The following is a 26,432-nucleotide window of genomic DNA, read 5'->3' on the forward strand; positions in this document are numbered from 1 at the left end:
GCCGGGGCGCTAGGCCACCGGCCCCGAGCACAGGCACTCGCCGTCCTCGTTCACATGACCCAGCATCGCGTCGAGCAGGTCGCCGGTCGGCGTCCACTGTCCGATGGCCGGATGGATCAGCATCGCCTTGCGGGCACCGAGCCGGTCGCCATCGAGCACCGAGGCGATCGCCGCGCGCTCATACGCCTTCACCGAACGCACGAGTCCGCTCACCGCATCCGGCAGCGGCGCGATCGGGCGCGGCACGATCGCATCGAGCGACACGTCCGACGCGATCTCCACGATGTCGTCGTCCGGCAGGTCCGGCAACGCCCCGCCGTTGCGGGTATTGACCACGATGCGTGCGGGCTTCGCGCCCGTCAGCGCGCTCATCACGTCGATCGCGATGCGGTGGTAGCCGGTCGCCACCCGGAACGGGTCGCCCTGCAGGCTCACGCCCTGGTCGAACGCCGATCCCCCCTCCGCCTCCAGCTTCATGTACGACCCCGAGCGCTGGTTGAGGTATGCCGCGTACGCGTCCACGGCACCGGCGCCATCCCCGGCATCGAGGCGCGACCGCAACGTGGCGAGCAGCTCGTCGTTGAGGCGCTGGATCTCCGCGCCACGGCTGCCCCCCTGCTTGCGCTGGTTGAACAGCGCGCGGCGGCGCTCGTAATAGAAGAACAGATACTCGGTGGGAATGAGCCGGAGCGTGCGGATCATGTCCACGTCGAACAAGGGAGCGAGGTAGAGCTGGCGCAGCCGTTCCTCGCTGGCGAGCAGACGGTCGAACACGTCTTCGCCGCGCACGCGTACGCCGCGCACCCACCCCAGGTGGTTGAGTCCGACGTAGTCGCACTCAACCTCGTGCGCCGGCTCGCCGAGCGCGCGCGCGATGTTGTGGAAGAGCTCGGTCGGCGTGTCGCAGATGCCGACGATCCGCGCCTTGCTGTGGTCCGACACCGCCTGGGTGACCAGGCCCGCGGGGTTGGTGAAGTTGACGAGCCAGGCCTCCGGGCTGAGACGCTCGACGAGCCGCGCCTGCTCGATGGCGACGGGCACCGTGCGCAGCGCCATGGCGACACCCGCCGGGCCGGTGGTTTCTTGCCCCGGGTACCCGTGTTCGATCGCCGTGCGTTCGTCGGCGGCACGACCGGCGATGCCGCCGATGCGGATGCTGTTGAGCACGAAGTCGGCGCCCTCGATGCAGTCTTCGAGGGATGCGGCGCCACGCAGGCGAAGGCCGCCGCCGAAACGCGACACGATGGCGCGGCCGAGATCCACCATGATCGCCAGCCGCGCGGGGTCGGGGTCGTAAAGCACCATCTCGGATGCGCCGAGCGCTTCCGCGGCGTCGTTGACGCCGAACACCACCAGCGGCGAGCGAACGCCGCCGCCTCCTACCAATGCGATCTTACGATCCGTACGTACGGTCACGAAGTGTCCTCAATTGCGGGGGATGGGGTAGAGCCTGCAGCGCACCGGCCGCGGTGGTGCACAGCGCGCCGCAGACGCAGGCCTGCTGCACGCAGCGGCCGGGCGATTCGCCGTCGAGCCAGGCGTCGATGAGACCCGCGTTGAACGCGTCGCCGGCACCCGTGGTGTCGACCGCGTCGACACGCGGCGCGCGCACGGATTGCGACATGCTGCCATCGGTCCACCACGCGCCGTCCGCGCCGAGCTTGAGCACCGCGCGGGGAAGGTCCACGGTCTGGGCCCAGGCGGCATAGGCGTCCACGCCCTCGCCGCCGGCGACGAGCGCGGCTTCCGTGGCGTTGGGCAGGAAGAAGTCGACCTCGCGGCACGTGGCATGGTTGGCGCTGTCGCGCAGCCATGCCGGGCTGAAACCGACGTCGATCGACGTCGTGCAGCCCGCATGGCGCAGCTGCGGCAGGATGGCGGTCGCCAGCTCGCGCGTGAGCGGCATCGCGAAGTGCACGTGACGCGCGGCACAGAGGTCGGCGATCACCGCGGGAACCTCCAGCAGCTCGGCGAGCCCGCGGTTCGCGCCGTGATAGGTGAAGAAGGAGCGGTCGTCGGGCATCGAGACGCTGAACGTCGTGCCCGTTCCGTCGGCCCCGAGTCGGATGCCGCCCACGCGCACGCCGTACTCGCCGAGACGCCCCTCGAACCAGTCGAAATCGGCGTCACCGATCAGGCCGACGAGGCGCACCCGTCGACCCAGACGCGACAGGCCACAGGCCGTGTTGACGCTGCCGCCGCCCAGTTCGCGCACGTAGTGCTCCGCGAAGGCCTCCTCGCCGGGCTTTGGCCACGAGGGAAAGCCGCTGAACACGTGGTCCGCGTAGATATCCCCGACGACGGCGACGTCCCAGGGCTTCATGTCGATTGAAATGGCCACGTGCGGGTCCTCCGTGACTGGACGAGGAAGATGAAGCTACCGACGACCACGGCGAGCAGCGCGACGACGAACGAGGGCCATCCCGCCGTCGCCACCAGATACAGCCAGCCGGCGACGCTGACCACGATCGGCAAGGGGTACAGCGGCATGCGAAAGGCTTCCGGCGCGGTGCGGCGACGCCGCAGCGCGACCACCGCGAAACACTGGGCGATGTACTGGAACAGGATCTGCACGACCATCAGCGTCGCGATGAGCCGCTCCAGCGAGAGAAAACAGGCGAGCGCCGAGGTGATTCCGACGAACACGAGCGATACGGTCGGAAAGCCACCGCGCGGATGCAACCGCCCGAACACCCGGAAGAACTGGCCATCCCGCGCCGCGGCGAACGGCACGCGCGAGTAGCCCAGCAGCACCACCAGCGCCGAGCCCCAGCTGGCGAGAAGGATGAGCGCGACGGCCAGCATGCCGCCCGACCGGCCGTGGATCGCCTGCATGAAGTCCGCGACGACGGCCTTCGAACCCGCCGCCTGCTCCCACGGCAACACGCCGAGGATGCTCACGTTGAGTCCGAGGTAGAGCAACGCCACGAGCGGAATGGATAGCAGCACCGCCCGTGGGATCGTCCGTCTCGGCTCGCGGACTTCGCCGCCGAGCATGCAGACGTTGTTGTAACCGCCGTAGTCGTAGACGGCGATCAGCGCGACCGCGCCCAGACCCAGCCAGAAGCCCTGCCCCGCGTCGGGCCGCGCGTCGAGAAAGCGTCGTGCGACCGCCATGTCGAAATGGGCGATGCCGGTGACGACGATCCACGCGCAGGCGGCGACGACCACCGCGCTCACCAGCATGGACAGCTTCTGGATGTGACCGATGCGGCGATAGAGCACGGCGGTGTTGAAGAGGCAGAGCCCCGCGGCCATCACCACCCTTCCCGCGTCACCGAGGGAAGGGATGAGGAATCCCGCGTACTGCGCGAAGCCCACGGCCGCCGATGCGATCGACAGCGGGGCCGTGAGCAGCGTCTGCCACAGGTAGAGGAAGCCGAACAGCCGCCCGGCGCCCTCCCTCCCGTACGCCTCGCGCAGGTAGTGGTACGGCCCCCCGGATTCCGGAATGGTGGAGCCGAGTTCCGCCCAGACCAGGCCGTCGCAAAGGCACAGCAGCGCGCCGGCGATCCAGCCGAGGAGCACGCCCGGCCCCGCCAGCGCGGAGAGCGCGAGCGGAATGGTGACGAACGGACCGATGCCGATCATGTTCAGCACGTTGGCCGACAGCCCACCCCACAGGCCGATCGCGCGGGGCGGCAGCCCTTCGCGGGCCGCCGTGCCTTCGGACGCTGCCGCTCGCATCAGAACGCGTACTTCACGGTGACCAGCGTGGTCATGCCGGCATCGACGATGTCGGAATTGACCAGGCTGTTCTTGCCGATGTGCGACCAGTACGAGTACTGCTTCGTCAGGTTGCTGACCTGCAGGTCGACCTGGAAACCGTTGGTGAACTGGTAACCCGCGTGCAGGTCCACGCGGCGGATCGGCCGGATCCACAGGTCGTCCCACGGATCGTTCTGGTTGAGGAAGTCGTACGTGGAGAGGTAGGAACCGGTGTAGTGGTAACTCAGGTTGAGCGAGAACCCGTTCTTCTCGTAGAACAGCTCCGCGTTCGCCATGCGCTGCGGCGCCGCCTGCAGGCGCTCGTTGCCGAAGCCCTCGCGGCCGAGGTCGACCTTCGAGTTCTGCCGCGTCGCGTTGACGCTGAATCCCAGCCCGTCGAACGGTGCCGGCAGGTCCTGGAACTTCTGCCGCCAGGTCGCCTCGAGGCCATACACCTTGCCGTCCCCGCCGTTGGTCGGCGTCTTCGTCAGGATCGTTCCTTCGCCCGTGGTGTTCGGATTGGCCTGGCCGCCGCCGCTGTCGTAGATATAGTCGCGAAGCTTCTTGTAGTACCCGGACAACGACACGTAGCCGCCCCGCTCCGTCGTCCACTCCGCCGCGAGGTCCACGTTGGTGGACTTGATCGGGCTCAGGTTCGGGTTGCCGCGCGTGATGGTCGTCACGCCGTCCGACGTGTTGATCTGCGATCCGCCGCCCAGCTGCACGAAGGCCGGCCGGGTATAGCTCTGGTAGATCGACGCGCGATAGACCACGTTGCCGCTGGGCCGGTAGTTGATGAACAGGCTGCCGAGGGGCTCGTTGTAGATCGTCCGGTTGTTGGAGAAATAGCCGGGCAGTTCGTTGCCGGCGTCGTCCGTGGGCGTGGTCCAGAACGTGTTGTGGATCGACGTGTGCTCGAAGCGCACGCCCGGGATGATCTCGACGGGGCCTTCGTTGATCGTCGCCATGGCGTACGCCGCGCTCACCGCCTCGGTGCCCCGCATCGTATCGCAGTTGTAGTTGTTGAAATCGAGCGAGCCGCAGGTATCCAGGTCGGAAGGCAACACGTGCTGGTCGATCAGGGCCGCGACCGCCGCGCGACTCACGTCCGGCGTCCGCCAGTGGAACTTGTCCGGGAAGATCGACGAGTAGTAGCCCTTGAAGATGCCCAGATCGTCGAGCGTGGTCACGCCATCGTTGATGCCGCCCGTGGACCAGTCGCGGTTGGTGAACTTGCGCGAACTGTCGCTGTACTTCACGCCGAACTTCACCGACGACACGGGGCCATCCTCGAAGTCGTAGCGCAGGTCCAGCTTCGCGCCACCGCGCTTCTGGCCGGACCGGATGCGCGTGACCTCGCCGTAATCGTTGGCCCACATCGCCTGGACGTTGTTCACGGAATTCAGCAGGCCCGGCGTAAGCACGGGATACGGGAAGTGGCTGCTGCCATAGCGAAGCAGCGAGCTGCGGTCGTAGGCGAAGTTGTCCTGCGAGTACTTGTCCTCGCGACCGTCGATCTCGACGTGCTCGGGGCGGTCGTTGCGACCGAAGCTCCAGAACACGTTCGGGGAGATCGTCCAGCCACCGGCCGTCTTGTCGGCCCCGAACTGGAAGGTGGCCAGGTCGGCCCGCTCGGGGTTGGTCTCGAACCAGAAGCGGTTCGCGATGCGGCCGATGTTCGGCGTGTAAACGCCCGGCGTCGCGGTCGGCACGTAGGTCACATCGGACGGCAGCAGCTGGTTGTACGTCGTGTTCTGCTCGGTGAGCGCATACGCGTAGGTCATCTTCGCGTAGGCCTTCAACGTGGGATCGACGTTCCAGTCGAACGAAATGTTGCCGCCGTAACGGCGCTCGAAGCCGGCGGCGATACCGACGTTCGTGCCGAGGCTCGTCAGGTTGCGCGCCGGATCGTATCCCGGTGCGTTGTCGCCTTCCGCCGTCGCGTGCAGGAAGGCCCAGGAGCCGTCGTTCGACGCGCTCTCGGCGGCGCCGATCTCGCTGTTGGTGATGTTGCGGTAATCGTAATAGCCGCTGACATAGACGCCGAACTGCTTCTCGGCACCGAACTTGCCCTGCAGCTCGCCGGCGAGGCCGCCACCGAGCCCGCTGCCACCGTAATCGCGCGCGCGGCTCTCGGAGCGACCGCTGGCCGTCACGCTGCCGCTGAAATCCTTCTTGAAGTCGAAGGCGCTCGGCGTACGGAAGTCGATCGTGCCACCGATCGCGTCGCCATCCATGTCGGCGATGGCGGTCTTGTTGAGCACGATGGTCTGCAGGCCCGAGGGCGGCAGCAGGCTCAGCTGCACGCTGCGGCTGTACGGCATGCCCTGGGCGATGTTCGAACCGTTGATCAGGTTCACGTTGTACTCGGACGGCAGACCGCGCACCGACGCGAACATGCCTTCGCCGCGTGCCGCGCCATCGATGCCGCCGAAATAGGCCGTGCCGGTGGTCGTCACGTTGACGCCGGACATGAGACCGAGCGCTTCCGCGACGTTGTGCACGGCGGTGCGCTGAAGGTCGCTGGCCGAGAGCACCTCGACGGTGTTGACCGAATCCATGCGCATGTTCGTCGCGTCGTAGCGGTTCGCCACCACGCTGAGCGCCTTCATCTGCACGGCTTTCTCCGGCTTCGCCGGCGCGCCCTTGTCGTTGTCCTGCGCGGTGCCCGACGCTGCCGGTTGCGCCTGTTGCGCCCAGACCGGTAAGGCGACGGACCCAAGAACGGCGCAGAGCGCCACCACGAGCGATTTCCTGTTCGGACGATGAATGTTACGCACGATGCACCCCACCCCAAAAAAAGCGTACGAGAAACCGATCGCGCGGCCCCTCGCCACGCGACGCGTCACTGGCTGCGACCAGCGGGTTCGCGTGCGCGTACGGTCACGCGATGCCCGGCGCGCGCAGGCATGCGGGCGCACGAAGGCATGACGTCAGGACGCGTCGAACGTGCCGATCAGCCGGATTGGATCAGTGCGCGAGGATCGGGGGCGAGTAGCCGGCGACGCACTTGCCGCGCGAACGCAGCGCGCTGAGCTTCGCGCGCGCGAGGATCGGCTGGCCATCGGCCCGGACAAGCGGAAACGAGCGTTCCGCGAGGACGCAGCGGGAGTTCGCTTGATTGGAATTGAGGCGACGCATCGAGGCTGTCCCGTCATTCACTTCGCGAGCTGCGCGTGCTCGCGCATGCCCCATGCATGCGCGATGGAGCAAGGTATAGCGCACGGTAAAAAATGCGTCAACGGCCAGATTTGCATAGGCGATCGGGTGCTGCATCGCGTCATGCGAGCGAGGGCGCCGCGGCGAGGTCACGATGCTGCGTCGCCAGATGACATGCGCGGGCCGCTCACCCATCCTGCGCCACCGCGACGTCAGGGGTGGGTCGCGATCTCTTACGAACGCAGGGAATGAACGGATGATTCGTCTTCGCTCGACGCACGGCGCGGCCGTGCTGGCTTCTCGTCCGCGCGCGCTCGCCAGCGCCTGCGCCCTCGCCCTTCTGCTCGGCACGAGCGCCTCCGCGGTGGCGCAACAACAGGCACAGAATCGGCAAGAGAATGCCACTCCGGCACCGCCGGCCGCTCCCGCGAAGGAGAAGAAGCGCGTGGATCCCGATGCCGCCAGCAACCTCGACGCGATCGTCGTCACCGGCATCCAGGGCAGCATCCAGAATTCGATCAAGGCCAAGCAGAACTCCGACAACATCATCGAGGCCATCTCGGCGGAAGACATCGGCAAGCTGCCCGACAGCAGCATCGCGGAAAGCCTCGCGCGCGTCTCGGGCCTCGCGACGCAGCGTGTCGGCGGACGCGCGAACCAGATATCGATCCGCGGGTTCTCGCCCGACTTCGCCGGCACCACGCTCAACGGTCGCGAGCAGGCGACCATCGGCGAGAACCGCGGCGTCGACTTCGACCAGTACCCGTCGGAACTCATCAGCGGCGCGGCGATCTACAAGACGCCCGACGCCACGCTCATCGGCCAGGGCCTGTCGGGCACCGTCGACCTGCACACGATCAAGCCGCTCGATCTGCCGAAACGCGCGTTCGCGGCGAACCTGCGCGGCGAGAACACGTCCAACGGCAGCCTCAACCACGGCAGCGGGGTCGGCGACACCGGCCACCGGGCAAGCGCGTCGTACATCGACCAGTTCTTCGACCACACGCTCGGTCTCGCCGTCGGCTTCGCGCAGCTCGACTCGCCCGTGCAGGAGAAGCAGTACGAGGCCTGGTGGTGGAGCCTGAACAACGGCCCGGACGGCGCCGAAGGACGCTGGGGCGCCCCACGTACCCCCGGCCTCCCCGACGGCGTGCTCTCGCAGGAGGGCATGCAGCTGCGCGCGAAGTCCGAGCACCAGGTGCGCAACGGCCTGATGACGGTGCTGGAATGGGCGCCCGACGATCACTACCACTCGACGCTCGACCTGTATTACTCGACGTTCGACCAGAAGTCGTACCTCAACGGTGCGCAGTGGTCGAGCAGCCCCTACGACAACGTCTCGTATTCGAACGTGGGCTACGTACCGGCGCTGCCCTACCCCATCGTGACCACCGGCCACATCGACGGCCTGAAGTCGGTGCTGCAGAACGACTATACGAAGGAGCGCGACACGCTCTTCTCCGCGGGATGGAACAACCAGTACGATTTCGGCAACGGCTGGCTCGTGACGGCCGACGCCTCGTATTCGAGCGCGAAGCGGCGCCTGCACGACGCTTATCTCTTCGCCGGCCTGCCGGGCCAGGCGACGTCGTCGACGGATTTCGCGACGCCGGAGCACGAGGGCTTTCCGGACTTCCGTCCCGGCGTGAATTTCGCGGATCCGGCGCGCATCTTCTTCACCGACCCGAACAACTACGGCTACAACGGACGCGAGGAGTTCGACCGGCAGAAGGACACCATCAAGGCGTTCCGGCTCGAGGTCACCCATCCCGTGGGCTGGATCTTCAGCGACGCGACCCTGGGCGTGAACTATTCCGACCGGCGCAAGACGAAGGAGGCGGACGTCTTCTTCGCCTGGCTCAACGGCAACGGCTCGACCGCCGACGACTACGACCCCGGTTTCGCCGCGCCCATCGATCCATCCGCGCTCAGCGGTTCGACCGATCTCAGTTACGGCGGCATTCCCGGCATCGTCAACTACGATGTCCTGCGCGTGCTGCGCAGCCAGTTTTACCTCACCCAGCGCAATGGCCAGGCCGACTGGAGCCGCAACTACACGGTGCGCGAGAAGGTGCCGGTCGCGTACCTGAAGTTCAACATCGACACGCACCTGGGCGACATACCCCTGCGCGGTAACGTGGGCGTGCAGGCGGTACGCACGGATCAGTCGTCGGAGGCGCTGCAGACCAACGGCGATACCCTGGTCGGCAGGATCACCGGTGGCACGCGTTACACGAAGGTGCTGCCGAGCCTGAACCTGGCGGCGGAGATCGCGGACAAGCAGTACCTGCGCTTCGGGCTCGCCAAGACCATGGCACGTGGACGCATCGACGACGAAAAGGTCGCGACCTCGGCGGGCGTCGGACTCGTCAACGACGGACCCGCGGCCGGCCAGGTGCTGTGGTCAGGAAGCGGCGGCAATCCGAAGCTGAAGCCGTACATCGCCGTCGGTGCCGATCTGTCGTGGGAGAAGTACTTCGGCACGTCGAGCTACGCCGCCGTGGCCGTCTTCAACAAGAACCTGTTGAACTACATCTACAACGAGACGACGCTCGATTACGACTTCTCGCGCTACATCAACGACAACCCCACGCTGACGCCCACCAGCACCATCGGTTCGTTCACGCGCCCCGAGAACGGCACGGGCGGCAAGATGCAGGGCATCGAACTCTCCGGCGCACTGGAAGGTGCCCTGGTGACACCGGCACTGGACGGTTTCGGCGCGCAGGCGAACTTCTCGCTGACCAACAGCACGCTGCCGGTCAGCGCGGTATCGAGCATTCCCGGTAGCCCGTCCACCCTGCCCGGTCTGTCGCGCAAGGTGGCGAACCTCGCGTTGTATTACGAGAAGCATGGCTGGTCGGTGCGCATCGCCGAGCGTTATCGTTCGGCGTTCACCGGCGAGGCGGTCGCGCTGTTCGATCAGCTCGGCTACACGCAGGTGCTGGCCGACAAGCAGACGGACTTCCAGCTGGGCTACGCGTTCGAGCATGGCACGTGGAACGGCCTGTCGATCCTGCTGCAGGTGAACAACCTGACCAACTCGCCGATGAAGACGCAACAGATCGCCGCGCTGCCGAACGACGTCAAGGTGGCGCGCCCGCTGAAATACGACACCTACGGACGGACGGTGCTCTTCGGCATCAATTACAAGCTGTGACGTCGCAGTGATCGCGGCCAGGTCCGCTCCAACGGTACGACGCGCTGTTGGAGCGCACCTGGGCGCGATAGGGGTCTTGCCGCGAGCACCCATCGCGGCCAGGTCCGCTCCAACAGCGCGATAGTTTGGGGTCTTGCTACGAGCACCCATCGCGGCCAGGTCCGCTCCAACAGCGCGATAGTTTGGACCTCGTCGCGAGCACCCATCGCGGCCAGGTCCGCCCCTACGGGGAGCGTCAGGTCGCCTCGACCGGCGGTGGGTGCAGGTGGTCGCGTCGATAGCGCGCGGGGGTGACGCCCATCACGCGCACGAAGGCCTTCCCGAACGCCGATTCGGAACGGTAACCGACACGATCGGCGACCGCGCCGGCCGTGAGGTCGCCCCGGCGTAGCAGGTCGCCTGCCAGGTGCATGCGCAGCAGCGTCAGCACCTCGTGCGGTGCGATGCGTCCCCGTGCCTCGAAGTGACGTGCGAAGGTCGCGCGCGACATCGCCGCCTCACGCGCCAGCGTCTCGACCGTCCATTCGCGCGCGGGATCGCGCAGCATGGCGAGCACCGCGCGGCCAAGACGGGCGTCGCCCAGCAGCGACAACAACGAAGGGGGCAACTGCCCTTCGCGCAGCTGCGCGCGCAGCGCGAATACCAGCAACGTGCGGCTGAGCGACGTGACCACCGCGAGGGCGCCCGGCTCCATCCGTTCCACCTCGCTGCGGAACATCGCGACCACCGCATCCAGCGCCGCGGCGCCATGCTGCTCGGAGACCTTGACGTGAAGGACGTCCGGCAGCGCATCGAACGCCAGTCGCGCGGCATCCGGCGCGAACGTGAAGCGACCGCACAGCAGGTCGAGGTCCGCGGGACCGAGCGTGTTGCGCTTGATGTCGAGCGGTCCCTGTCGATCCACGTGCACCGGCACCGCCGCCGAACGCGGGCCACCGTCATGGACGCGATGCGACGTGCCCCGCGGCAGCACGATGAGGTCGCCCGCGGACATCGGCACCATGACGCGTCCCGGGAGCTCCATGATGCCCTCGCCCGAAAGCACGAGATGGAACGGCGCCTCGCCCGCGAGTGCGATGTCGTGTTCGACACTGAAGCCGCCGGCGAGATAGCAGCGGACGTCCAGCACCCCCTGCACGTTCGCCAGGTCGAGAAGTCGGGTCAGGGCATCCATGAGACGATCGCGCCAGTCATTGAGAGATACGAGTATTCATCCTCTCATTCCCCAGAGCAACACTATGCGGGTCGCGTCCACCTTCCCCCGGACGCCTTGCTCTGGAGCTTTCCTCATGAACACCCGTTTCCGCCAGGCCCTCGGCCTCTTCGCCCGCACCGAACGCGTCGGCCCGAACCTGATGCGCCTCGCCATCGCCATCGTCTTCATCTGGATCGGCCTGCTGAAGTTCGTCCCCTACGAGGCGGACAGCATCACGCCGTTCGTGGCGAACAGCCCGGTGATGTCGTTCTTCTACAACCACCCCACCGAGTACAAGGCGCACCTGACCCACGAGGGCCAGCTGGTGCCGGAACAACGCGAATGGCAGACGGCGAACAACACCTACGGTTTCTCGACCGGCCTGGGCATCGTGGAACTGACCATCGCCGCGCTCGTCCTCGCCTATCCCTTGTCGAAGAAGCTTGGCCTCCTCGGCGCCTTCCTTTCCTTCGGCACGACGCTGGTCACGCTCTCGTTCCTGGTCACGACACCGGAGGCGTGGGTGGCTGCGCTCGGTGACGCGCAGCACGGCTTCCCGTACCTCTCCGGCGCCGGACGACTGGTGCTCAAGGACACCATGATGCTGGCCGGTTCCTGGGTGATCGGCGTCGACGCCGCCAAGGCGATCCTCGCGGAGAATCAGAAGCGGTAACCCACGCTCGCTCCATAAACCCAGGGGTCGATGTGGGCGGTGCCGACCCGGGCGCCGCCCACTTTCACGCGACTGTCGATATCCATGTAGCGGACGTCGACGGTCGCGACCCAGCGCGGCGCGAGGGCGATGTCGACACCGGCATGCCATGCGAGGCCCCAGCTGTCCCCCAGATCCACGTCGGCGCCCTGCAGCGGGCCCCGGCCCTTGGCGTCGAAGAAATGCGTGTAGTTGACGCCGGCACCCACGAATGGCGTGACGGCGGCATGCGGCAGGAACCGATAGTTCACGCCGACCACGGGCGGAAGCTGTTTGACGCGCACCGCGCGCGAACCGGCGAGGCTCACGTCGTGGCGGAACGGGAGCGCCGCCAGCGCTTCGACGCTCCATGCGTCGCTCCATCGGTACTCGATGCTGAACGTCGGCCGCGTGCTGCTGTCGACGCTGGCATGGATGCCCGCGAGGCGGCCGGTGTGGGAGGTGGGATCGACGACATGGGCGCCGACGTGAACGATCCATGGCGAGTCGACCGTGGCGGCGAATGCGGTCGGTGCCGCCGCGCAGGCGATGCCCGCAGCCAGAAGCATGAGGTGACGCACGATGATTCTCCTTCGATGACGTTGGCGTCACCGTAGCGATCGCGCGTCGATCGAAGGGGAAATGTCGGTGGGCTGCGACGTCGTGCCCATGCCTCGGTGGGAGCGCGTCATCGCGATCCCACCGAGGCGACGCATTCAGGCGGACGCCGGAACGACCACCGGCGGCGGGAGCAGCTTGCCCTGCGCGGTTCGTACCAGCGTGCCCACGACGAGCACCGCCATCACGAGGTTGGTGAAGACGAACACGATCGGCGCGAGCTGCGCGATGGCGCCGGTGACGCCACGCTCGGTCATGACCAGGGCACCGGTCGACAGCGCGGTGATGCCGAAGCTGAAGGCCCAGTACGACGGCGCGAACGGCTGCTTCGTGATCCAGAAGAAGAGCCGCAACAGCAACAGCAGCTGGATCAGCCCGTAGCCCCACGCGGCCTGCGTCAGCAGCTCGGGATGGCCCTGCGTGTTAGCGAGGAAAGCGACCACGGCCACGACGGGCGGCGCGAGCTGGATGCCGATCGTCGGCCGCAGCGGCGGCGGTAGCGAAGCGACGTTGAGCAGGCGGAACACGACGATCGATTCCAGCGCGAACCAGCTGAAGAGGCCGACGCCGAAGAACAGGATGCCCCACGAGGGAAAGCCCAGCGTGCCGGCACCGATCGCGATGATGAAGTTGCCCGCGACGGACGGCAGGTAGATGACCGGCGTGGTGGTGGAGACGTCGCGGTCGCCTTCGAGCATGCCGCCGAAGCGCCAGACGCCGAAGGCCACCTGGCCGATCGCGCCGCCGATCAGGGCGACGACCGCGAGCGCGTGGAAATGCGGCGCCAGCACCACCGCCATGAGCACCGTGCTGGAGGGCGCCAGGCCCACGAAACAGCAGTTGATCGGGTGATGGATCTCCTCGATCGCCGCGTCGCGGTGGGCGATCCATTTGTACCAGAACGCCGCGGTGAGGATGAGCCAGACAACGAACGCGACGGCCATGATCGCCTCGCCGATCTCGGGCGGAAGCCCCCACAGGCGCGCGGCGACGCGCCAGCTGCTGCCCAGCCCCACGAGGCCGAGGATCATGCCGAAGAAGCCGGCGGGAATGGTGCGAACGGGATTGGCCATCGGCGGTACCTGCGTGTCCTGTCGTTGATGTCGTGGTGTCGTGCCCCTTGGAAATGCGGCGTGCGGCACGGGCACGACGCACGATCGCGGTCGAGACGATCGCGCCAGAACCTGCGCCGCGCGCGCGTTCCCAAGGTGCGCCGATCGGCTCATGATTTCCCCTGTCGACGACGCATACCGTGCCGCCGCATGACCGGAGAAACACCATGCTCGATTGGGTCGAATATCGCAGCCAGCTCATGGGCCGTATTGGCGAAATCGCCAAACTGAGCCCCGGCACCGTCCAGGGTTACCAGGCGCTCTCCAACGCCGGCGCCAAGACCAACCACCTCGACGCGAAGACGCGCGAACTGATCGCGCTGGCCGTCTCGGTCACCACCCGTTGCGACGGCTGTATCACCGTCCACACGGCGGAAGCGCTGAAGCACGGCGCCACGAAGGACGAGATCGCCGAAGCGCTCGGCGTGGCCGTGGCGCTCAACGCCGGCGCGGCGCTGGTCTACTCGGCACGCGTCATGGACGCCGCCGAGGCCTACGAAAAAGCCTGACGTGCCTCGCTGTGGGAGCGGCTCCGGCCGCTCCCACATGCTTCCTACATCCGCTCGGGCACGTCGACGCCGAGCAGCCAGAGCGACTTTTCCAGCACACTCCGCACCAGGACGCACAGCCCCAGCCGCGACGCCCGTACCTCGGCATCCGGCTCGGACAGCACGGCGCACTCCGCGTAGAACCGGCTGAAGCGCTGCGCAAGGTCGAACGCATGATCGGCCAGGATGCCCGGCTGGTACTGCCGGCACGCCGACGCGACCGTATCGCCGAAGGCAAGACAGGCCAGCACGACGGCGCGCTCGCTGGGCGCCACCGGGTCGATCGGTCCGATGTGCGCATCGCCCGCCTTGATCAATAGCGAGCGCAGGCGCACGCAGGCGTACTGCAGATAGGGACCGGTCCGCCCTTCGAACGCGACGAGCCGGTCCACGTCGAAGACGTAGCCCGACAGCCGGTCGCCGGAGAGATCCGCGAACTTCACGGCCCCGATGCCCACACGTCTCGCGAGCACCGCGCGCGAACCCGCGTCGAGTTCCGCACCGTGACCCGCCTCCTTCATACGGTCTTCCGCCCGCGCCACGGCCTCGTCGAGCAGGTCCCTCAGCCGTGCCACGCCGCCGGCGCGTGTCCTGTACGCCTTGCCGTCGGGGCCGTTCACGGTGCCGAAACCGGCGTGCACGAGCTCGACGCCCGGCGCGATGCCGGCCTTCGCCGCCGCGCGGAACACCTGCGTGAAATGCAACGCCTGCCGCTGATCGACCACGTAGACGACGCGCGCGAGTCCCGGCATGCCCGCGCGCGCTTCGAGCGTCGCGAGATCGGTCGTCGCGTAGAGCGCCGCGCCGTCGCTCTTCGCCAGCAACAAGGGAGGCACGTCCGCCCCGTCGTCCGGGCTGGCGACATCGACCACGAGCGCGCCCTCGCTGCGCCGTGCGACACCCTCGGCCTCGAGCCGGGCGACCAGCGGAGCGATCGCGTCGCGCACGTCGCTCTCGCCGTCGAGCGCATCGAAGACGACTCCCAGTTCGTCGAAGTCGCGCAGCTGCGCCGCAAGGCTGAGCTCGCGCAACGCGCGCCACAACGCGAGCAGGCCGGGATCGCCCGCCTGTAGTGCCGCCGTGTCGGCCCGTGCTTCGGCCATGCGTTGGGGATCGGCCCGGCACGCCGCGGCCGCTTCCGGATAGAGCCGTTCCAGTTCCGCCAGCGTCACCGGCGGGTTCGCGGGAAAGGGCTCGGCATCGCTACGGAAATACGCCAGCTCCGGCGACCGCCGCCGGATCGCGGCGCTGAGCATGCCCATCTGCAGTCCCCAGTCGCCCAGGTGCGCGTCGCCGTGCGTGCGCCAGCCCAACGCGGCATGCATGCGGCGCAGGCTTTCTCCCAACACGAGCGACCGCAGGTGTCCGACATGCAACGGCTTGGCGACGTTCGGGCCGCCGAAGTCGAGCACCACGAGGCGCCCCGCGCCGTCGTCCGGCACGCCCAGCGCGTCGTCTTCCACCATGGCGGCGGCGCATCCGGCGAGCGCGCGACGGGACAGTGTCAGGTTGACGAAGCCCGGTCCCGCGACGGCAACGTCCGCGAAGAGATTGTCGGCGCGCAACGCGCTGGCGATGTCCTCCGCGATGTCGCGCGGCGGCCGGCGTGCCTCACGCGCCGCCGCGAGCGCACCGTTGCATTGCAGGTCACCGAGCTCCGGGCGATCGGATGGCTGTGACCGGGCAAGGTGGACGGGAAGACCGAGGGTATCGAACACGGCGGCGAGCCTGGTATCGACCAGGGACGCGAGGGAAACGGGCATGGAAGGCTCCGGAAGGGTCACGATCGGGCGGATTTCCTTCGCGCGCGACCGCCCCCATGTCGTACGGGAGTCGGTGAGCGCGGAATCAGCGTCGTCGTCGGAGCATCGGTACGCAAGCCATGGCGGTTGTGTACATGACGAAAGCGGTCTTCGCAAGCCAGCCACGAATCCACCGTTATCCTCGTGCGGCGGGACTTACCGGAGATCCACCCATGAACACCGCTCCATCCGCCCACGGCAGGCACGCCGTCGTCATCGTCGGCGGCGGCGCGGCCGGCATCGAACTGGCGACCCGCCTGGGCCGGCGGCGTGACCTCGACGTCGTGCTCGTCGATCGCGACGCCAGCCACTTCTGGAAACCACGCCTCCACGAGCTCGCGGCGGGACTGCTCGGCGACGGCGAGGAAGCCGTGCCCTACCTGGCGCATGCGCAGGCGCACGGCTACCGCTACGAGCCCGGCGCCCTGAAACGCGTCGACACCGTCGAGCGGCGCATCGACCTCGATCAGGTCGTGCTGCCGATGACCGACGAGCTGATCCTCCCGCCGCGCTCGCTGCGCTACGACACGCTCGTGCTCGCCTTCGGCAGCCGCGTCAACGACTTCGGCACGCCCGGCGTGCTTCAGTACTGCGACATGCTCGACAGCCCGGCCCAGGCGATCGCCCTGCGTCGCAAGATCCTGGCGCTCGCGCTACGCAGTGCTGGCGATCCGGAGCGACGCATCCGCATCGGCATCGTCGGCGCGGGAGCCACGGGTGTCGAGCTCGCCGCCGAACTACACCACGCCTTCAACGACATGCATCGCTACGGCGGCCTCGATCCGGCGTCGAAGCTGGACATCACGCTGATGGACATGGCGAAACGCATCCTTCCCGCCGTCGATCCCCGGACATCGGAATCCGCGCACCGGGCGCTGGTCGGCATGGGCGTGAACGTGCGCGTGGGCGTCGGCGTGGACGCGGTCACCGCCAGCGCGTTCCACCTTTCGGACGGCAGCACCGTGCCGTGCGACATCCGCGTCTGGGCCGCCGGCGTCGTCGGACACGACATGGTCGCCGGGCTGGGGCCGTTCACGCTGTCGAAGGATCGCCGCATCATCGTCACGCCCCAGCTGGCGGCGGTCGGCGTCGACCATGTCTACGCCATCGGCGACTGCGCCTTCGCCGCCGCGGCGCAGGGCGGCCCGAGCGTGCCGCCGACGGCGCAGGCGGCACACCAGCAGGCCAGCTACCTCGCCCGCGCCCTGCCGCGCGCGCTGCGCGGCGAGACCGTGGAGCCGTTCGTGTACCACGCGAAAGGCACGCTGGTGTCGCTGGGTGAATACCATGCGACGGGCGAACTGCCGTCGGTGCCCAAGGGCAAATCGCCGATCCCCATGCGTGGCTGGATCGCCAAGATGCTCTACGTGTCGCTCCAGTACATGCACCGCGCGACGCTGCACGGCTGGCCCCGCGCGACCGCGCTCTGGCTGGCCGACTGGCTGCGCAATACGACGCTACCGCCGGTGAAGCTGCATTGATTCATCGATTTTTGTGGGAGCGGACCTGGCCGCGACATCTTCTCGCCAAGAGCCGCAGGCCCTGTAGCGCACGGCCCCAAAGGCGTCGCGGCCAGGTCCGCTCCCACAAGCCGGCTACAGCTCCCGCGCGATATCGTCGAGCAGCCGGTCGATGTCGTGGCGGGCGACCGGTCGTTCGACCAGCAATGCCTCGATCCGCCCGAGCGTTTCGACGACCGTCGTCGACCCCAGCACCAGCGCGGCGCCCTTCATGCGGTGCGCGAGGGCGATGGCGCGTTCCGGATCGGCCTTCGCGAGCGCGTCGCGCATCGCGGCAAGATCGTGCTCGCTTTCCTCGCGGAACGTGCGCTCGACCGGCGACATGCCCGGCGCGGAGGCGAGCGCGGTCTTGAGCGCGGCCAGCGACAACGGTTTGCCGAGCACCGTGTCGATCCCGCTTTCGGCGCAGCGCCGCAGGTGTACCTCGCCGTCATTCGCCGAGATCGCGATGAAATGCGTGAACGGCCCGTTCGCCGCGACCTCATGGGCCCGCAGCTCGACCGCGATGTCGTAGCCCTGCATGTCGGGCAACTCGCAGTCGAGCAATACCCCCGCGAACCGGCCCGGCACGAACGCGTCGATCGCGGCCTGTCCATGATCGACCGCGTGGGTGTCGAAGCCGAGGAACTTCAGCTGGGCGGCGATGATCTGCCGATTGGCGGGATGATCCTCGACGAGCAGGACGGTGCCGCGCTCGGCCACCGCCGCATCGGGCGCCGCGTCCGCTTCGTCCTCCACCGGCGGCGCGACGGGCACGCGACTGGTGGGCAGCTCGATGCGCACCGCGGTGCCGACGTCGACATCGCTGTTCAGTTCGAGGCGTCCGCCGAGCTGCCGGGTGATCTCCGCGCAGATGCCCAGCCCCAGACCCGCGCCGCCGAGCCGTGCGGAGTGCGCGCCGTGCGCCTGGGAGAACGGCTGGAACAGCTCCCTCTGGCGGTCCGCCGGCACGCCGATACCCGTGTCGAACACCTCGACGACGAGGTGACGGACCTCGTTGCCGTCCTCCCCGGCCGTTTGCCACAACGCGATGCCGACGTGGCCGCGCACGGTGAATTTCACGGCGTTCGAGAGCAGGTTCTCCAGCAGCTGGCGCAGGCGCGTCTCGTCCAGCATCAGCCACGGCAGCGGGCCCATGGGCAGGTCGAGCCGCACGTCGAGGCCTTTCTGCTCGATCGCCGTGCGCTGGCCTTCGATGACGTCGCGCGCGACGCCGACGGCGTCGCATGCCGTCAGGTCCGGCGTGAACCCCTGGTTCTCGGAGCGGCTGTAGTCCAGCGCGCTCTTGAGCAGGTTCTGCAGGCTGCGGCTGCTGGACTGGGCGATCGCCATGAGGTCGCGTTGCGGGCCCTCCATCGGCGTGCGCGAGAGCAGCTCGATCGACGAGGTGACCGCGTTGACGGCATTGCGCACCTCGTGGCTCATCACGGCGAGCAGCATGGTCTTCTGCCGTTCGCCCCGACGCGACGCGAGCTGCGCGCGACGCAGCTGCCAGAGCGCGAACACCATCGCCACGATCAGCGCGAATCCCAGGCCGAACTCCACGCGATACACCGACAGCACCTGGGAGAGGGTCGGCGCGCGCAGGTAGGCGGCCTGTAGCCAGCGCTCGATCACGGCGCGATTCTCGTCCGCGCTGATGCCCCGGACGCTATCGTCGACGATCTCGAGCCACTCGGGCGCATCCTTGTGTACCGCGACGCGGACCGCCACCGGCATCTGGGGAATGTCGCCCGCGATGCGCAGGCTCAGCGCGTAGTCGCGACGCACGATCGGAAGATAGGCCACGTCGACGCCGATGCCCGCGTCGGCGATGCCGCTTTCCACCGCGGCCAGCACCTGGTGAAGATCGGCCAGCGGGAGGCGCGTGACGGCGGGATGCTCCCGGCGCAGCCACGACTCGTAGGCGCCGCCGCCAGTGAACGCCACCGTCCGCCCGTCCAGGGCCCGCATGTCGAGCGTGGCGGGCCCGACGGTACGGGCGATGATGACCGTGCGGCCCTGGTAGAACGGTTCCGACAGGAGCGCCTGGTCGCCAAGATCCGCCATGAGGAGGCGATCGTTCAACGACGGCAGCAGGTCGACCCGCCGCTCCCTGAAGGCGCGCACCGAGTCCTCCCATGAACGCGTCCGCACCGTCACGATGCGCAGGCCCGTATGCCTCGCCACGAGTTCGAGGTACTGGCTGACGAGCGGATTGGATTCGCCGCGATTGACTTCGGAACCCTGCTGCGCGTCGATGGCGATGCGCATGACGGGATGGGCGGCGAGCCACGCCTTGCGCGCGGCATCGTCGGACGCGGCGGCGACGGCGCAGCCGACGCAGGCCATCCAGGCCAGCAACCCGACGAACAGGCATTTCACGGCGATCCGGCATCCAGCGCGAGCACGTAGTCGCGCAACAGGAATAGCTCGTTGTCCGAGGTGATGCGCAGCTTTCGGTAGGCACACGACTTCTGCGTGCTGATCGTCTTCAGGCTGCGCCCCGTCCGCGCCGCGATCTGCCCGACGGTGAGCCCCTCGAGCAACTGGCGGATCACGTCCCGCTCGCGCGGGGAAAGCGGCACCAGGTCCTTCGGCGGCGTTCCGTCCACGGCTTCGCGCACCGGCACGAACTCGCGTCCGGTCATCACGGCATCGATCGCGCGGATGACGTCGTCGGGATCCTGGCTCTTGGCCACGAACCCGTCCGCCCCGGCAAGGCGCATGTTGTGCACCACCAGTTCCTGGGCATGGGCGGACACGACGAGGATCTTCATCCTCGGGTAGGACGCACGGAGCAGGTTGATGAGGGCGATCCCATCGATGTCGTCCATGGCGAGCGAGTAATCGATCAGCGCGACATCCACCGGCATCGCGGCCAGCATGGCGCGAAAAGGCCGGCTGCTCGTATGGCTGCCGACGATCACGATCGAGGGCGTTTTCTCAAGGTGTGCGATCAGCCCCTTCAGGACGAGCGCGTGGTCGTCCAGCAAGGCCACGCGCACCGAGCCTATGTAGGATCGCGCGGACATGAGTGGACCATAGAACCATTGTATGTAGTCGAAAGCCCGGCCTCCGGCCGGTGCGGGATGAAACATATATCGGCGCGGACCCCTTGTAAACGTTCTCATGATGCGCCGTTCATGCTCTCGCGCATGCCCGATATCGGCCATTCGTCCACCTCCGTAAGCCATACAGGCAAGGCCCGGGCGCGTTGCTACGCTTTCATCGGCCCCCTCCACAGGGGTTTTCGCCACGCACCCAAGGGGTAGGACGGGGGATGGATACTGAAAGCCGCAGGGCAGCCACCGGCCAGGCCGGCGTGGCGGAGCCCGTTGTGAACGCCCGCTCCTGGACCGCACCCGGCGGCTTCGTCGCACCGGCCCTCGACACGGTGCGCATCGGCATCGTCGGCCTGGGTTACGTCGGGCTGCCCCTGGCAGTCGAGTTCGGCAAGCGCTACGCGACGGTCGGCTTCGACATCCGCAACGAACGCGTCGCGGAACTGAACGACGGAGTGGATGCCACGCTCGAGGTCGACGCTGGCGAGCTCGCCGCGGCCGGTCGTTTGAGGTTTTCCTCCATTCTCGACGATCTGGCGGCCTGCGACGTCTACATCGTCACCGTGCCCACTCCCATCGACGACGCGCGCCGCCCCGATCTCACACCGCTGGTCCGGGCGAGCGAAACCCTGGGTAAGATTCTCAAGCCGGGCAACGTCGTCATCTACGAATCGACCGTCTACCCGGGCTGCACCGAAGAGGTCTGCGTGCCGATCCTGGAGCGCGAATCGGGCCTCGTCTTCAACCGCGACTTCTTCGCCGGCTATAGCCCCGAACGCATCAATCCCGGCGACAAGACGCATCGCGTCACGGGCATCCTCAAGGTGACCTCGGGCTCCACGCCGGAGGTCGCGGACTTCGTCGACGCGCTCTACCGCTCGGTGATCACCGCCGGCACGCATCGTGCGAGCTCGCTGAAGGTGGCCGAGGCCGCCAAGGTCATCGAGAACACGCAGCGCGACCTCAACATCGCGCTCGTCAACGATCTCGCGATCCTCTTCAACAAGCTCGGCATCGACACCCTCGAGGTCCTCGAGGCGGCCGGCACGAAGTGGAATTTCCTGCCGTTCCGCCCGGGTCTCGTCGGCGGTCACTGCATCAGCGTCGATCCGTATTACCTGACCCACAAGGCCCAGCAGGTCGGCCACCATCCGGACGTGATCCTCGCCGGACGCCGCACCAACGACGGCATGGGGCCGTACATCGCCAGCGAACTGGTCAGGCTGATCGTCCGCAAGGGCATCAACCCCGTCGGCGCGCGCGTGCTCGTGCTGGGACTCGCGTTCAAGGAAAACTGCCCCGACCTGCGCAACACCCGCGTCGTCGACATCGTCGGCGCGCTGGGCGGCTATGGCGTGGCGGTGGATGTCCACGACCCATGGGTCCGCCGCGCCGAGGCGCGACACGAGTACGACATCGATCCGGTCGCCGAACCCGCGCACGGCACCTACGACGCGGTGGTGGTCGCCGTGGGCCACCGCGAATTCGTGGCGCTCGGCGCCGACGGCATCCGTGCCTTCGGCAAGCCGCTCTCCGTGGTCTACGACGTCAAGTACGTGCTGCCGCGCGACGCGGTGGACGGTCGCCTCTGACGCCATGGCCTCCCCATGAAGATCCTGGTCACGGGTACCGCCGGCTTCATCGGGTTCCACGTCGCGACGCGGCTGCTGGAGCGTGGCGACACCGTGATCGGGCTCGACAACCTTTCCGACTACTACGACGTCGCGCTGAAGAAGGCCCGGCTCGCGCACTTCGACGGCCATCCCGATTACACGCACGTGCACGCCGATCTCGCCGATCGCGAGGCGATGGACGCCCTCTTCGCCACGCATCGCCCGGAGCGCGTTGTGCATCTCGCCGCGCAGGCGGGCGTGCGTTACGCGGCGAAGAACCCGCACGTCTACGTATCGAGCAATGTCACCGGTTTCCTGCACGTGCTCGAGGGCTGCCGCCGCCACGGCGTCGAGCATCTCGTATTCGCCTCCACCAGCTCGGTCTACGGCGCCAACACCCACCTGCCCTTCTCCGAACACCAGCCGACCGAGCATCCGCTGACGCTGTACGCCGCCACGAAGAAGGCGAACGAGCAGATGGCGCATTCATACGCGCACCTGTACGGCCTCCCCTGCACCGGCCTTCGGTTCTTCACGGTGTACGGGCCATGGGGCCGTCCCGACATGGCGCTGTTCCTGTTCACGCGCGCGATCCTCGCCGACGAGCCGATCCCCGTGTTCAACCACGGCCGGCACAGGCGAAGCTTCACCTACGTCGACGACATCGTCGAAGGTGTCGTCCGCACGCTCGACGGCCTGCCGCGCGCCAACGATCACTGGTCCGGCGCCCGGCCCGATCCGGGCAGCAGCGGCGTCGCCCCCTACCGGATCTTCAACATCGGCAACGAGACGCCGGTCCCGTTGCTGCGTTACATCGAAGTCCTCGAAAAACGGCTCGGCCGCAGCGCACGACTGGACATGTTGCCACTGCAGCCCGGGGACGTACCCGACACCGAGGCGAACGTCTCCGCCCTCGTCCAGGCCACCGGCTACGCGCCGAAAGTGGATGTGGACGAGGGCGTGGGCCGGTTCGTCGACTGGTATCGCGGGTATTACGGCGCCTGACGCCAAGAACAAGAAAAGAACGATGCCCATGAACTTCGCCGCCGCTTGCCCGGGAGACGCACCGTGATCATCGACTATTTCGACCGGTCGGTTCCCGACGACCTGCAGGCCGACCTGTGCATCATCGGCGCCGGGCCGGCGGGCATCGCGATCGCGCGCGCCTTCCTGGGCACGGCGACCCGCGTGTGCCTGATCGAAGGTGGCGGTCTCGCGGGCGAGGATCGCAGCCAGTCGCTGTACGAAGGCGACTGGACGGGCGACGCGCCGTTCGACGCCGGAACCTCCCGGATGCGCGTCTTCGGCGGCAGCTGCACGCTGTGGGGCGGCGGCTGCATCCCGCTCGCCGACAGCGACATGGCGCCCCGCGAGTGGGTGCCGGACAGCGGCTGGCCGATCCGCTACGACGATCTGGCGCCCTGGTACGCGCGGGCGCGGGACTTCTGCCGTATCGACCCGTCGCACGGATTCGGCCCCGGCGCGTTCGACGGCCCGCTGCCGCGACGGCCGCTCGACCTCGATCCCGACGCGCTCGTTAACTTCGTCTTCGCGCGCAGCCCGATCACCTTCGGCGACGCGTATCGCGACGACATGCGCAGGGCACCCAACATCTCCCTGCTCCTGCATGCGAACGTGATGGAGCTGGAATCCACCGCCGACGCCAGCCGCGTCACCGGGGCACGGATCGGCACGCTCGACGGTCGACGCGGACGCGTCTTCGCACGGCATTACGTGCTGGCCGCCGGCGGCATCGAGAACGCCCGCATCCTGCTGCTCTCCGACAGTGTGGCTCCCGACGGCCTCGGCAACGACCGTGACCTGGTCGGCCGCTACTTCATGGACCACCCCAGCGGAACGATCGGCACGATTCGCGCGGACGACCCCGATCGGGTCACCCGGCCGTACGAGCGGACCATCGGCAAGGTTCGCGCGCCGTTCGCGCCGGAGATCGGGCTTTCGCTGAAGGCACAGCGCGATCACCGCAGCCTCAATGCGCGCGTGCACCCGTTCGCCGTCGAAGGCCAGGTACCCCACGGCATCCGCGCGCTGCGCGACGTGCGCGCCGCGCTGCGTCCGCCGACCCGCGACGAGGCGGCGCTGCTCGAGGCACGCCTTTGCGCCGCGCTGCAGAACGGCCCCGGCGGAACGGCCGCCGTACAGCAGAACCTCGCGATCAGCGCCATGCGCCTGGGTCTGCACATCGGCGACGTCGTGCGCGCCGTCGCGCAGAAGGTCGCCGACCGTCCGACGGTACGCAGCGACCGCGTCGAGCTGGTGGGCTTCTTCGAGCAGGCGCCCCAGCGCGACAGCCGCGTCACGCTCGGCGACGAACGCGACGCGCTCGGTCAACGTCGCGTGCGCGTCGACTGGCGCCTCAACGAGCTCGACCGCCACACCTGGCACACGACGACGCTGCTCACGGGCGCGCGACTCGCGGCCGCCTGCAACGGACACTTCGAACCGGAACCGTGGACCCACGGCGCGGCGCCGCCTGGCGTGCATGGCACCGCGCACCACATGGGCACCACGCGCATGGCCGACGATCCCTCGCGCGGCGTGGTCGACGCGCAGTGCAAGGTGCACGGCGTGGCGAACCTGCACATCGCGGGAAGCTCGACGTTCCCGACCGGCGGCTGGGCCTTCCCGACCTTCACCATCGTGGCGCTCAGCCTGCGCCTCGCCGACCACCTGCGCGTGTTGCTGACCGCATGCGAACACAGCGGGCTGGCGTGATCGCCCGGCCATTCGGACTAGCCGGGCGACGACCGTAAGTGGAATCGACACGTGGCGCCACGCTACCTAGCCTTGGAACACGAGCATGCAGGGGATGCATGTCATGAGGAATGACCGATGATCCGCCTGTTCCGACAGCCGATCGTGCGCTGGCTGACCCTGCTGGGCACGTGCGAGCTGCTCCTGCTCGCCGCATCCCTGAACGCCGCGACCTGGATCCGCTTCGCCCCCTCGCCGGAGGATCTCGCGGCATCGACGCATACCGTCACCGCCCGGGCCACGATGTTCGCGGTCGTCATCTTCCTGTGCATGGCGGCACTCGGCGAGTACCGCTCCACCCTGCGCATGAGCTGGCGCGGCCAGCTCGCCCGCCATGCCATCGCCTTCGCCCTCGGCGGCCTGGCGCTGGTCGTCGGCTACTACGTCATACCGCAGGCCTACGTCGGCCGTGGCGTCCTTGGCATGGCGCTGATCATCGCTTTCATCGCGACCGCGGGCTTCCGCGCCCTGTTCATGCGCCTGGTGGAGATGGAATCGCTGAAGCGGCGCGTGCTGGTCCTTGGTGCCGGGCAGCGCGCCGCCCAGATCCACACGCGGATGCGCCGCCGCTCGGATCGCCGCGGCTTCTGTCTGCTGGGCTATGTGCAGGGACCGAACGAAACGGTGGCGATTCCGGAAGCGCTCCTCGTCAAGTCCGGCTCGACGCTCGCCGAACTCGCGCGCCGCGAACGGCTCGACGAGATCGTCGTCGGCGTCGACGACCGCCGCGGCAGCCTGCCCATGGACGATCTGCTCGCGTGCCGCCAGCTCGGCGTGCAGATCACCGATTTGACAACGTTCGTCGAACGCGAGGCCGGACGTGTCCAGCTCACCATGCTCGACCCGTCCTGGCTGGTCTTCTCCGGCGGCTTCAACGCGACGCCGGTCGCGCTCTTCGTCAAACGCGCCTTCGACATCGGCGCGGCATCGCTGATCGCCCTGCTCTGCTGGCCGATCATGCTCGGCGTGATGCTCGCGATCCGGATCGAATCGGGGCATGGACAGCCGATCCTCTACCGGCAGGAGCGCGTGGGCGAGCACGGCCGCACGTTCTGGCTGTACAAGTTCCGCAGCATGCGCACCGATGCGGAGATGGACGGCGTCGCACGCTGGGCATCGAGCAACGACGACCGCATCACGCGCGTGGGCCGCATCTGCCGCAAGCTGCGTTTCGACGAGTTGCCGCAGCTGTGGAACGTGATCCGCGGCGACATGAGCATCGTCGGCCCGCGCCCTGAGCGTCCGCAGTTCGTTTCAGACCTGGAGACGAAGATCCGGTTCTACAACCTGCGCCACAGCATCAAACCGGGCCTCGCCGGCTGGGCACAGCTGAGCTACCCCTATGGCGCATCGGAAGAGGACGCCGCCGAGAAGCTCAAGTACGACCTCTTCTACGTGAAGAACCATAACCTGTTCCTCGACGTGGTCATCCTCATCGAGACGGTGGAGGTGGTGCTGTTCGGACGCGGCGCACGGTAAGCGCCGCG

At 67.9% G+C, this 26,432-nt stretch carries 19 protein-coding genes; 8 read left to right on the forward strand and 11 right to left on the reverse strand.

Going from position 1 to position 26,432, the window contains the following annotated elements:
• Positions 1–9: 9 nt before the first annotated feature.
• The 5 genes from BMY69_RS13990 to BMY69_RS19375 all read right to left on the reverse strand — a co-directional run bounded on the left by BMY69_RS13990 (position 10) and on the right by BMY69_RS19375 (position 7,062).
• Positions 10–1,416 (reverse strand): family 4 glycosyl hydrolase, encoded by a 1,407-nt coding sequence (locus tag BMY69_RS13990; protein ID WP_090179300.1) that lies wholly within the window; start codon positions 1,414–1,416, stop codon positions 10–12.
• The gene (locus tag BMY69_RS13995) at positions 1,394–2,341 is read right to left on the reverse strand and encodes a carbohydrate kinase family protein (protein WP_255364559.1); all 948 of its coding nucleotides are present in this window, start codon (positions 2,339–2,341) and stop codon (positions 1,394–1,396) included. Before BMY69_RS13995 ends, BMY69_RS13990 begins: the two co-directional genes overlap by 23 nt.
• Positions 2,320–3,687 carry an APC family permease gene (locus tag BMY69_RS14000; RefSeq protein WP_090179305.1) on the reverse strand — a complete coding sequence of 456 codons (1,368 nt, stop codon included), beginning with the start codon at positions 3,685–3,687 and terminating at the stop codon, positions 2,320–2,322. The genes BMY69_RS13995 and BMY69_RS14000 overlap by 22 nt, the downstream gene beginning before the upstream one ends.
• Positions 3,687–6,488, reverse strand: a complete 2,802-nt coding sequence (locus tag BMY69_RS14005) for a TonB-dependent receptor (protein ID WP_255364560.1) — start codon at positions 6,486–6,488, stop codon at positions 3,687–3,689. Before BMY69_RS14005 ends, BMY69_RS14000 begins: the two co-directional genes overlap by 1 nt.
• Before the next feature lie 190 nt (positions 6,489–6,678).
• Positions 6,679–7,062 (reverse strand): hypothetical protein, encoded by a 384-nt coding sequence (locus BMY69_RS19375; protein WP_143070479.1) that lies wholly within the window; start codon positions 7,060–7,062, stop codon positions 6,679–6,681.
• Between the two features lie 61 nt (positions 7,063–7,123).
• On the opposite strand from BMY69_RS19375, the gene BMY69_RS14010 reads away from it, so the two are divergent.
• A complete protein-coding gene (locus BMY69_RS14010) occupies positions 7,124–10,027 on the forward strand; it encodes a TonB-dependent receptor (RefSeq protein ID WP_090179308.1) in 2,904 nt (967 codons plus the stop codon).
• 235 nt (positions 10,028–10,262) lie between these two features.
• On the opposite strand, the gene BMY69_RS14015 is transcribed toward BMY69_RS14010, so the two are convergent.
• Positions 10,263–11,201, reverse strand: a complete 939-nt coding sequence (locus BMY69_RS14015; protein ID WP_090179311.1) for a cupin domain-containing protein — start codon at positions 11,199–11,201, stop codon at positions 10,263–10,265.
• 115 nt (positions 11,202–11,316) lie between these two features.
• Here BMY69_RS14015 and rclC point away from each other — a divergent pair, with 115 nt between their 5' ends.
• Positions 11,317–11,895 carry a reactive chlorine resistance membrane protein RclC gene (gene rclC / locus BMY69_RS14020; RefSeq protein WP_090179314.1) on the forward strand — a complete coding sequence of 193 codons (579 nt, stop codon included), beginning with the start codon at positions 11,317–11,319 and terminating at the stop codon, positions 11,893–11,895.
• On the opposite strand, the gene BMY69_RS14025 is transcribed toward rclC, so the two are convergent.
• Both BMY69_RS14025 and tehA read right to left on the reverse strand, forming a co-directional pair.
• Positions 11,883–12,494 (reverse strand): OmpW/AlkL family protein, encoded by a 612-nt coding sequence (locus BMY69_RS14025; protein ID WP_255364561.1) that lies wholly within the window; start codon positions 12,492–12,494, stop codon positions 11,883–11,885. The two genes, rclC and BMY69_RS14025, sit on opposite strands and share 13 nt — an antisense overlap.
• A gap of 135 nt (positions 12,495–12,629) precedes the next feature.
• Positions 12,630–13,604: a dicarboxylate transporter/tellurite-resistance protein TehA gene (tehA, locus tag BMY69_RS14030; RefSeq protein WP_090179321.1), complete on the reverse strand. Its 975-nt coding sequence runs from the start codon at positions 13,602–13,604 to the stop codon at positions 12,630–12,632.
• Positions 13,605–13,810: 206 nt separating this feature from the next.
• On the opposite strand from tehA, the gene BMY69_RS14035 reads away from it, so the two are divergent.
• The gene (locus tag BMY69_RS14035; RefSeq protein WP_090053624.1) at positions 13,811–14,152 is read left to right on the forward strand and encodes a carboxymuconolactone decarboxylase family protein; all 342 of its coding nucleotides are present in this window, start codon (positions 13,811–13,813) and stop codon (positions 14,150–14,152) included.
• 44 nt (positions 14,153–14,196) lie between these two features.
• Here BMY69_RS14035 and argS read toward each other — a convergent pair whose 3' ends face one another.
• Positions 14,197–15,954 (reverse strand): arginine--tRNA ligase, encoded by a 1,758-nt coding sequence (argS, locus tag BMY69_RS14040; protein WP_090179324.1) that lies wholly within the window; start codon positions 15,952–15,954, stop codon positions 14,197–14,199.
• 212 nt (positions 15,955–16,166) lie between these two features.
• On the opposite strand from argS, the gene BMY69_RS14045 reads away from it, so the two are divergent.
• A complete protein-coding gene (locus BMY69_RS14045; protein WP_090179325.1) occupies positions 16,167–17,474 on the forward strand; it encodes an NAD(P)/FAD-dependent oxidoreductase in 1,308 nt (435 codons plus the stop codon).
• 114 nt (positions 17,475–17,588) lie between these two features.
• On the opposite strand, the gene BMY69_RS14050 is transcribed toward BMY69_RS14045, so the two are convergent.
• A complete protein-coding gene (locus BMY69_RS14050; protein ID WP_090179327.1) occupies positions 17,589–19,877 on the reverse strand; it encodes an ATP-binding protein in 2,289 nt (762 codons plus the stop codon).
• Complete coding sequence (locus BMY69_RS14055; RefSeq protein ID WP_090179330.1) at positions 19,874–20,527, reverse strand: response regulator; 654 nt, start codon at positions 20,525–20,527, stop codon at positions 19,874–19,876. The genes BMY69_RS14050 and BMY69_RS14055 overlap by 4 nt, the downstream gene beginning before the upstream one ends.
• Before the next feature lie 305 nt (positions 20,528–20,832).
• Between BMY69_RS14055 and tviB the strand changes: the two genes are divergently transcribed.
• The 4 genes from tviB (at position 20,833) to BMY69_RS14075 (ending at position 26,424) form a co-directional block, all read left to right on the forward strand.
• Positions 20,833–22,149 carry a Vi polysaccharide biosynthesis UDP-N-acetylglucosamine C-6 dehydrogenase TviB gene (gene tviB / locus BMY69_RS14060; RefSeq protein WP_255364562.1) on the forward strand — a complete coding sequence of 439 codons (1,317 nt, stop codon included), beginning with the start codon at positions 20,833–20,835 and terminating at the stop codon, positions 22,147–22,149.
• A 15-nt stretch (positions 22,150–22,164) separates the two neighbouring features.
• Positions 22,165–23,175: an NAD-dependent epimerase gene (locus BMY69_RS14065; RefSeq protein ID WP_090179335.1), complete on the forward strand. Its 1,011-nt coding sequence runs from the start codon at positions 22,165–22,167 to the stop codon at positions 23,173–23,175.
• Positions 23,176–23,238: 63 nt separating this feature from the next.
• Positions 23,239–24,906, forward strand: coding sequence for a GMC oxidoreductase (locus BMY69_RS14070; RefSeq protein WP_090179337.1), 1,668 nt, complete (start codon positions 23,239–23,241; stop codon positions 24,904–24,906).
• A 117-nt stretch (positions 24,907–25,023) separates the two neighbouring features.
• A complete protein-coding gene (locus BMY69_RS14075; protein WP_090179340.1) occupies positions 25,024–26,424 on the forward strand; it encodes a TIGR03013 family XrtA/PEP-CTERM system glycosyltransferase in 1,401 nt (466 codons plus the stop codon).
• Positions 26,425–26,432 lie beyond the last annotated feature (8 nt).

Origin of the sequence: Luteibacter sp. UNC138MFCol5.1 (genome assembly GCF_900110505.1) — a bacterium.
Classification (GTDB): domain Bacteria; phylum Pseudomonadota; class Gammaproteobacteria; order Xanthomonadales; family Rhodanobacteraceae; genus Luteibacter.